The organism is Sphingorhabdus sp., from assembly GCF_044357595.1.
Classification (GTDB): Bacteria; Pseudomonadota; Alphaproteobacteria; order Sphingomonadales; family Sphingomonadaceae; genus Sphingorhabdus_B.
In genome coordinates this window covers 1-7,634 of the sequence record NZ_JBIKPH010000119.1, presented here as the reverse complement: position 1 = coordinate 7,634, position 7,634 = coordinate 1, and the positions used below count along the sequence as shown (strand labels likewise).

Sequence of the window (7,634 nt, the reverse complement as noted above, 5' to 3'; positions counted from 1 at the left end):
CCGGTATGAAGGATTCTAAGGTCATTATCGCCATCAACAAGGACGAAGATGCACCGATCTTCCAGGTCGCAGATATCGGCTTGGTTGGTGACCTGTTTACGGTTGTGCCGGAGCTGGTCGGGAAGCTATAAAATATTGTATTATAACGTAAAAATTTAGGGCGGCCCGAAATGGTCGCCATTTTTACTTGCAGCGGCTGGGTTGATTTGTCTAACTTGTCCTCATGGCATCGCTCGTCATTCTATCCCCTGCTTTGCCCAACGCGAATTACCGGTAGCGCCGTGTCTTTCTATAGCGGCCGATTAAGCGTTGGCGCTGCGCCCTTGTCGCTGGAGGTTATACCAAGACAATCTCGCGTCATAATGCCGCTATCAATTTGCTTAAGGCAGTAAGTCAAACGGCAAAGTCGGCTCGCTCAATATCTTCTCCATGCGGCGCCACCGCTCGGCTTGGGCCGGATTGCCGCGTTCGACATAGTTCCTTACCAAGTCCTTGCCCCAGCCATAATTGATCACATAGCTGCGATAATGGTCCGTAAAGCCAATCGATTGTTCGGCACGGGCGGGCGAAAGTAAAAGATATTTCTGCGTCAATGCCAAGGCCTGTGGCCGCGTCACTTCATCGTCCAGATACATTTTTGCGATCGTTAGTCGCGCGCCCGAAAGTGCCTCGGTCATTTGCTGCATTTTCCAATAGGCTTGGGCTGTCTGGGGGTCCAGGCCAGCCAATGGGTACAGCACGTCGCGTTCAAAGGCCAAGCGCTCCTGCGCCGGAAACGCCAGATCAATGCCGTAATTTGCGCTGCCCTCGGAAAGGACGCTCGTCGGGCTGTACAAGGGGTTTACCTCATACTCCTTCCAGCCATTTTTGCGCGCCAGTCGTTCCTCGACCAACAGGTTCAGAACATGATGCCCGGGATAGCCCTCATGACAGCCAAGATCGACGGCGCGACTGATGCGGATGGGGAGGTCGGTGTTAATCTGAATAAGGCTTTTGTAATTGCCCTTATAATAATTATAACCCGACCACGGCTTCCCCGTCACGAACTCCATATCAAAAGTTTCACCCGCCGGCAGGTTGATGTGCGCTTCCGTCCGCCGCTTGCACTCGGCAATCGCTGCGTCGAAGACGGGCTTCATCCGATCCTTGGGCACCGTATAATTCTCGTTAAAGCTATCCACCCGTGTTGCGAGTGGGCCGTCGCCCGGAATAAGCTTTTCAAGGCCAGCCAAAATGGCATCATAATGGGCCAAGGGCATTAATTTCGGAACTGTCGCAAACTGGCCCTCGGCTTCTGCGTTAAACGCAAATTTGCGGCCCTGAAGCATCTGCAGGCGGGTATCTGCAGCGACAAGCATGCCGCGCAGCGCATGTGCGCGGCGGCGATCCGGTGCCGATTGGATGCCCGGTAACGCGGCATCAATGGCGGCGGTGAGTGTGCTGGCTTGCGCAATCAATGCGACAAGCGAACGCGGGTTTGCGGCGGCGGCGGCCTGCAACGCAGCTGGACCATAATATGCATCCACATATTCCGCCTCATGCGTGCCAGCTTCGAGCGTCAATTGAATATACGCGTCAGAAACGTCAGTCAGGGACATTGAGGGCGCGGCCTGTGACGCAACCGATGGCGCCGGAACCGAGCTGCAGCCCGAAGCGAGCAACGTGAGCAGCAGGATGTAACTGCGAAACTTCATATGGCATCTCCAGAGAGCCGCTTACGAGGCGCGGCGAAGCGCAAAATACTATAGCCCAGGATCGCGGAAAGTAGCGACCCCATCAAAACACCAATCTTGACAGCGTCACCTTGTGCTGGCCCTGCAAAAGCAAGACCACCTATAAACAAGCTCATTGTAAAACCGATGCCGCACAGTACGGCGACGCCGAAGACTTGCATCCAGCTGGCGTTGTACGGCCGGACAGCAATACCGAGCTTAACCGAAAGCCAAATGCTGGTGAAAATGCCGATTTGCTTGCCCAAAAACAGGCCCATTGCGATAGCAAGCGGAAGTGGCGCGGTAAGTGCGGCGAAGCTTGTGCCCTCCAGCGAAACGCCAGCATTGGCAAACCCAAAAATCGGCACAATGACAAATGCCACAGGTTTCACCAAGGCATGTTCCAGCCGATGCAGCGGCGAATCCGCCGCATCTGGGGCGGCAAGCGTGCGTCGGAACGGTATGGCAAAAGCGGCCAACACGCCGGCAATCGTGGCATGGACGCCGGACAATAATGTGGCATACCATAACAAGGCCGCTAGGAGCAGATATGGCCAAAGCACATTGACCCGAAACCGGTTCAACAACAACATCGCGCACCAGATGGTTCCAGCAGCAGCCAGCGCGACAAGGTTCAGCTCGGCTGTGTAAAATACAGCAATAATCGCAACAGCCCCCATGTCGTCGACAATGGCAACCGTCGTCAGGAACAGCTTCAGCGACGCGGGTGCACGACTGCCCAACAGGGCAAGTACGCCAATGGCAAAGGCAATATCGGTTGCAGCGGGAATGGCCCAACCACGTCGTAACGCGGGCTCGCCGCCTGCAATAGCAAGATAAATGATAGCTGGAACAATCATGCCAGCAGCAGCCGCAATCATCGGAAGTCTGCGATCAGCCCAAGTAGACAAGTGACCATCCACAAATTCGCGCTTTATCTCCAGGCCAACGAGCAGAAAGAAAATCGCCATAAGGCCATCGTTAATCCACAGATGAATGGTCATTGGCCCAAGCTTGGGCGTCAATTCTGGGCCGATTACCGCATGAATGAGATGGGTGTAATCTTGCGCAAAAACTGAATTAGCAATGATCATGGCCAGCGCGGCCGCCACCATCAGCAGTATCCCACCAGCCGCTCCGCTGGACAAAAATGCCCGCAAAGCAGATTTTCTAGTTAGTGATTTTGGAATATTGATCATGTAAAATTACTATGGCCATCAGGCTGCAACATAGCAAGTAAGGGCCGTTGGCCAGCCAAGGTGGCGCGCAGCTTTCTGCTGGTGGAGGCATATGGGGCGGCGGGCAAAGCGACATCATGCGTCTGGATGTTGCGCCGTCCGCGCGCGCCTGGGTACCCGCTGGACCCGCCAGATTGCGGATCGACGCAAGTTGGCGATTTCGCGTTGCGGGCGATGCCCAACCCGGCAATGGTCCCGCCGTGACCTTGTCCACCAGTTTCTAAGCGCTAGCCTTTATCCTGCCGCGAAATGCCGTTAGGGTCTATCCGTCGATCATGGATATATATCTTCCCATAGCCAATTTGTCGGTGAATGCGCTGGTCATCATCCTGCTGGGTGGCGGCGTGGGCGTGCTCTCGGGCATGTTCGGCGTAGGCGGCGGGTTCCTGACAACACCCTTGTTGATTTTCTATGGCATCCCCCCTGCAGTTGCGGCGGCGTCCGCATCCACGCAGGTAACCGGTGCAAGCGTGTCGGGCGTGTTTGCACATATGAAGCGTGGCGGTGTTGATTTCCAGATGGGCGGTGTGCTCGTCGTAGGCGGTATATTCGGTACCGGCGCGGGCGCTGCAATTTTTGAAATATTGGAATCCGTCGGCCAGATTGATACCGTCATCAACATTCTGTACGTCCTCATGCTGGGCAGCATCGGTGGCATGATGGCCAAAGAAAGCCTGTCGAGCGTGCGTGCCACCCGGTCGGGTAAGCCGGTCGTCGCGGCAAAGCGACGGCATCACCCGCTGGTTGCCAGCCTGCCCATGCGCTGGCGCTTCTATCGTTCAGGTCTTTACATTTCACCGCTTGCGCCGTTGATATTGGGTTTCGTCACTGGCATTATGACCATGCTGCTTGGTGTTGGCGGCGGTTTCATAATGGTGCCCGCCATGCTGTATCTTTTGGGCATGGGCGCGCAGGTGGTTGTAGGGACGTCATTATTCCAGATTTTGTTTGTGACCATGGCGTCTACGATGATGCATAGCCTGACCACCAAGGCCGTCGACATCGTTCTTGCCGTATTTCTGCTTATCGGCAGTGTCACCGGCGCTCAGATTGGCGCGCGTTTGGCGCAGCGTATGCGGCCAGAATATCTGCGCCTTTTCCTTGCCACTATCGTTCTACTGGTCGCAATCCGCATGGCGCTTGGTCTTGGTTGGCGGCCGGACGAAATCTACACGTTGCAAGCATTATGATACGCTGGTTGGCCTTATTTTTATGGCTGCTTCCGGTCGCAGCAAGCGCACAGAATGTGCCCAAGCTGGTGCCTGACGTCTCACAGCGTCAAATTGATATTCAATCGGGCTTCACTGGCGCGGAAATGCTGTTATTCGGCGCAATCATATACCCGCGCGGCGTTGTTCCAGAGGGCAGGGTTGATGTAGCGGTTGTGCTGCGTGGTCCAACCCGGTCCATCACCCTGCGCGAAAAACAGAAAATCGCTGGCATTTGGATCAATGCGGACAGCAGTGATTTTCGCTCGGTGCCATCTTACTATGCCATCGCATCTTCACGACCACTCGAGCAGATCGTAAACAGCAAGACCGCCGCGATTTATGAGCTTGGCTTGGATCGTTTGCAGCTCTCCCCAAGTGGTGAAGTGGATGCTGCCGAACAGCGCCGCTTTGCCGATGGGCTGGTGGATTTAAACCGCCGCAATGGTCTATTTCGGCAAGAGGCCGGTACGGTCGAAATCACCGATCAAGTCCTGTATCGCGCCCGCCTCAACATTCCCTCAAGCGTTCCGGTGGGCGTCTACACCGCCGAAACCTTGCTCATTCGCGACGGCAGGGTCATCGTCGCCGATGACAATGTTGAAGTGCGCATTCGAAAGACCGGGTTTGAACAGTTGGTTACGGTCATGGCAAAGGACTACGCCCTTTTTTACGGGGCGATGGCTGTGCTTGTATCGTTGCTGCTGGGATGGTTCGCTGGTTTTGTCTTTAATCGGCTCTGATTAAAGCTTTAATTGTTGTTAATCCGAACTGCGATATTGCTCCCGCTAAGATGGTAGTTATTTTTTACCCTTCTGCGCTCAGGTCCCCATGCCTTCATTCGTTGAGATTTGGCCGCAGATATTGCCGTGCACGGTCCAGATCCAGTCCCCGACGCGACGCATAATCCGCCACCTGATCATCACCAATCCGTGCGACACCGAAATATTCCGACTGCGGATGGCCAAAATACAAACCGCTCACCGCTGCGGTCGGCAGCATCGCAAAGCTTTCGGTGAGCGTGATACCGGTTTTATGCGTAGCATCCAGAAGGTCGAACAAGGTTGGTTTCATGCTGTGGTCTGGGCAGGCGGGGTAGCCGGGGGCGGGCCGAATGCCGCGATATTCCTCACGGTTCAGCGCTTCGGGCGTGAACTGTTCATCGGGTGTATAGCCCCATAAATCCTTGCGGACATGTTCGTGCATCCGTTCGGCAAAGGCTTCGGCCAAACGGTCGGCCAACGCCTTCAGCATGATGTCAGAATAATCGTCAATATTGGCTTTGAACTGCGCCAAATGCGCCTCGATGCCGTGGCCAGTCGTAACGGCAAAGCCGCCGATCCAGTCGCCATCGCGGCTGATAAAGTCAGCCAAGCACATGTTCGCCTTGCCTTCGCGCTTAGCAATTTGTTGCCGTAAAAACGGCAGACGAACGTGCGTTTCGGTTTTCTCACAATAAACGACCACATCATCGCCATCGCGCCAGCAAGGCCACAATCCGGCAACGCCCTTCGCGCGAAGCCATTTTTCGTTGATGATCTTATCGAGCATCGCATTGGCATCGGCAAACAAGCTGGTGGCGCTTTCGCCGACGATTCCATCGGTCAAGATCGCAGGATAATTGCCATGTAATTCCCACGCGCGAAAGAATGGGGTCCAATCGATATATTTGCGTAAGTCCGCCAAGTCCCAATCATCATAGGCATGAATGCCCGGCTGACGCGGCGCGGCTGGTTTCATGCTTTCGTCGATTTCGAACGCATTGGCGCGGGCTTCTTCGAGCGGGGCGAGCGGCTTTGCGGTCTTGCCGGCACGGGCGTCGCGGATGTGGCTGTATTCGGCGCGGGTGTCCGCAACAAACTTGTCCGCCATAGTATCGCTGACCAAAGTGCCCGCAACACCAACAGCGCGCGATGCATCCAACACATGGATGACGGGCCCGGAATATACCGGCTCAATACGCAATGCCGTGTGGGTTTTTGACGTGGTTGCACCGCCGATCATCAGCGGCATTGTCATACCCGCCTTTTCCATCTCCTCGGCCACGGTCACCATTTCGTCCAGCGAAGGGGTGATGAGGCCCGAAAGCCCGATCATGTCGGCGTCATGCTCCACCGCTGCCTGCAATATCGTCGGCCAGGGAACCATAACACCCAGATCAACAATTTCGAAGCCGTTACACTGCAGCACAACGCCAACGATATTCTTGCCAATGTCATGCACGTCGCCCTTAACGGTTGCCATGATGATCTTGCCCTTGCCCTTGGCGCCGGCCACTTTTTCTGCCTCAATATACGGGAAGAGATGCGCAACGGCCTTTTTCATCACGCGGGCGGACTTCACCACTTGCGGCAGGAACATACGCCCTGATCCAAACAGGTCGCCAACAACGTTCATGCCGTCCATCAACGGCCCTTCGATCACCTCAATGGGCCGGCCACCCGCCATTTTGATAGCAAGCCGTGCTTCTTCGGTGTCTGCTACGATATCCGCATCAATGCCTTTGACCAAAGCATGTTCAAGCCGTTTATTGACGGGCCAACCGCGCCATTCGGCCTCAGCCTTTTCCTGCGCCACATCTGTCCCGCGATATTTTTCGGCAAGCGCGATCAGGCGCTCGGTCGCATCGGGGTCGCTGTTGAGGATGACGTCTTCACACGCAACGCGTAATTCGTCATCAATGTCATCATAGATATCGAGCTGCCCGGCGTTGACGATCGCCATATCAAGTCCGGCAGGAATTGCATGGTACAGGAAGATTGAATGCATCGCCCTGCGCACCGGTTCATTACCTCGGAAGCTGAATGATAGGTTGGAAAGCCCGCCCGAATAATGGGCATGCGGGCACAGGACACGCAGTTCCTTTAACGCTTCGATAAAGTCGACGCCGTAATTATTATGCTCCTCAATCCCCGTTGCCACGGCAAAGATATTTGGGTCAAAGATTATGTCTTCTGGCGGGAATCCTATGCCTAGCAATAGGTCATAAGCGCGCTTGCAAATCTCCACCTTGCGTCTTTGTGTGTCCGCTTGGCCCGTTTCATCGAACGCCATAACGACGACCGCGGCCCCATAAGCCATGCACAAACGCGCATGATGTAGAAAAGCCTCTTCGCCTTCTTTCATGGAAATTGAATTGACGATCGGCTTGCCAGAAACGCATTTTAGGCCCGCCTCAATCACGCTCCATTTGGAACTGTCGATCATCAACGGCACGCGCGCAATGTCGGGCTCGGCAGCAATGCGCTTGATGAAGGTGGTCATCGCCTCATGCGCGTCGAGCAGGCCTTCATCCATGTTGATGTCGATAATCTGCGCACCATTTTCGACTTGGTCGCGCGCGACCTCGACAGCGGCTTCATAGTCGCCGGCAAGGATCAGTTTTTTGAACTTTGCGCTGCCAGTGACATTGGTGCGTTCACCAATATTAACGAAGCGCGAGGAAGAGGAGCGGGAAGACATTTTTTGTTCTACTT

At 55.0% G+C, this 7,634-nt stretch carries 6 protein-coding genes and 1 pseudogene; 4 read left to right on the top strand and 3 right to left on the bottom strand.

What is annotated here, in order from left to right; translation table 11 throughout:
- A pseudogene (locus ACIQ2T_RS10685) lies at positions 1–131 on the top strand (electron transfer flavoprotein subunit alpha/FixB family protein); the annotation flags it as partial.
- Positions 132–380: 249 nt separating this feature from the next.
- Here ACIQ2T_RS10685 and ACIQ2T_RS10680 read toward each other — a convergent pair.
- Together ACIQ2T_RS10680 and nhaA are read right to left on the bottom strand one after the other, a co-directional pair.
- On the bottom strand, positions 381–1,694 hold the full coding sequence (locus ACIQ2T_RS10680; RefSeq protein ID WP_397590792.1) for a hypothetical protein: 1,314 nt from the start codon (positions 1,692–1,694) through the stop codon (positions 381–383).
- A complete protein-coding gene (gene nhaA, locus ACIQ2T_RS10675; RefSeq protein WP_397590791.1) occupies positions 1,691–2,911 on the bottom strand; it encodes a Na+/H+ antiporter NhaA in 1,221 nt (406 codons plus the stop codon). The genes ACIQ2T_RS10680 and nhaA overlap by 4 nt, the downstream gene beginning before the upstream one ends.
- A gap of 47 nt (positions 2,912–2,958) precedes the next feature.
- Here nhaA and ACIQ2T_RS10670 point away from each other — a divergent pair, with 47 nt between their 5' ends.
- From ACIQ2T_RS10670 to ACIQ2T_RS10660, 3 genes are read left to right on the top strand one after another with little or no spacing between them, the layout of a single operon-like run.
- Positions 2,959–3,174 carry a hypothetical protein gene (locus ACIQ2T_RS10670; protein WP_397590790.1) on the top strand — a complete coding sequence of 72 codons (216 nt, stop codon included), beginning with the start codon at positions 2,959–2,961 and terminating at the stop codon, positions 3,172–3,174.
- A 51-nt stretch (positions 3,175–3,225) separates the two neighbouring features.
- Positions 3,226–4,140: a sulfite exporter TauE/SafE family protein gene (locus tag ACIQ2T_RS10665; protein WP_397590789.1), complete on the top strand. Its 915-nt coding sequence runs from the start codon at positions 3,226–3,228 to the stop codon at positions 4,138–4,140.
- On the top strand, positions 4,137–4,901 hold the full coding sequence (locus tag ACIQ2T_RS10660) for a TIGR02186 family protein (RefSeq protein ID WP_397590788.1): 765 nt from the start codon (positions 4,137–4,139) through the stop codon (positions 4,899–4,901). The genes ACIQ2T_RS10665 and ACIQ2T_RS10660 overlap by 4 nt, the downstream gene beginning before the upstream one ends.
- 94 nt (positions 4,902–4,995) lie before the next feature.
- Here ACIQ2T_RS10660 and metH read toward each other — a convergent pair whose 3' ends face one another.
- Positions 4,996–7,620 carry a methionine synthase gene (gene metH, locus ACIQ2T_RS10655; RefSeq protein WP_397590793.1) on the bottom strand — a complete coding sequence of 875 codons (2,625 nt, stop codon included), beginning with the start codon at positions 7,618–7,620 and terminating at the stop codon, positions 4,996–4,998.
- Between the last annotated feature and the right edge of the window lie 14 nt (positions 7,621–7,634).

Bases quoted from the DNA above. Each gene is read 5' to 3' on its own strand.
- ACIQ2T_RS10665 (WP_397590789.1), top strand. From the start codon at position 3,226: ATGGATATATATCTTCCCATAGCCAATTTGTCGGTGAATGCGCTGGTC.
- ACIQ2T_RS10660 (WP_397590788.1), top strand. From the start codon at position 4,137: ATGATACGCTGGTTGGCCTTATTTTTATGGCTGCTTCCGGTCGCAGCA.
- nhaA (WP_397590791.1), bottom strand. From the start codon at position 2,911: ATGATCAATATTCCAAAATCACTAACTAGAAAATCTGCTTTGCGGGCA.
- metH (WP_397590793.1), bottom strand. From the start codon at position 7,620: ATGTCTTCCCGCTCCTCTTCCTCGCGCTTCGTTAATATTGGTGAACGC.
- ACIQ2T_RS10680 (WP_397590792.1), bottom strand. From the start codon at position 1,694: ATGAAGTTTCGCAGTTACATCCTGCTGCTCACGTTGCTCGCTTCGGGC.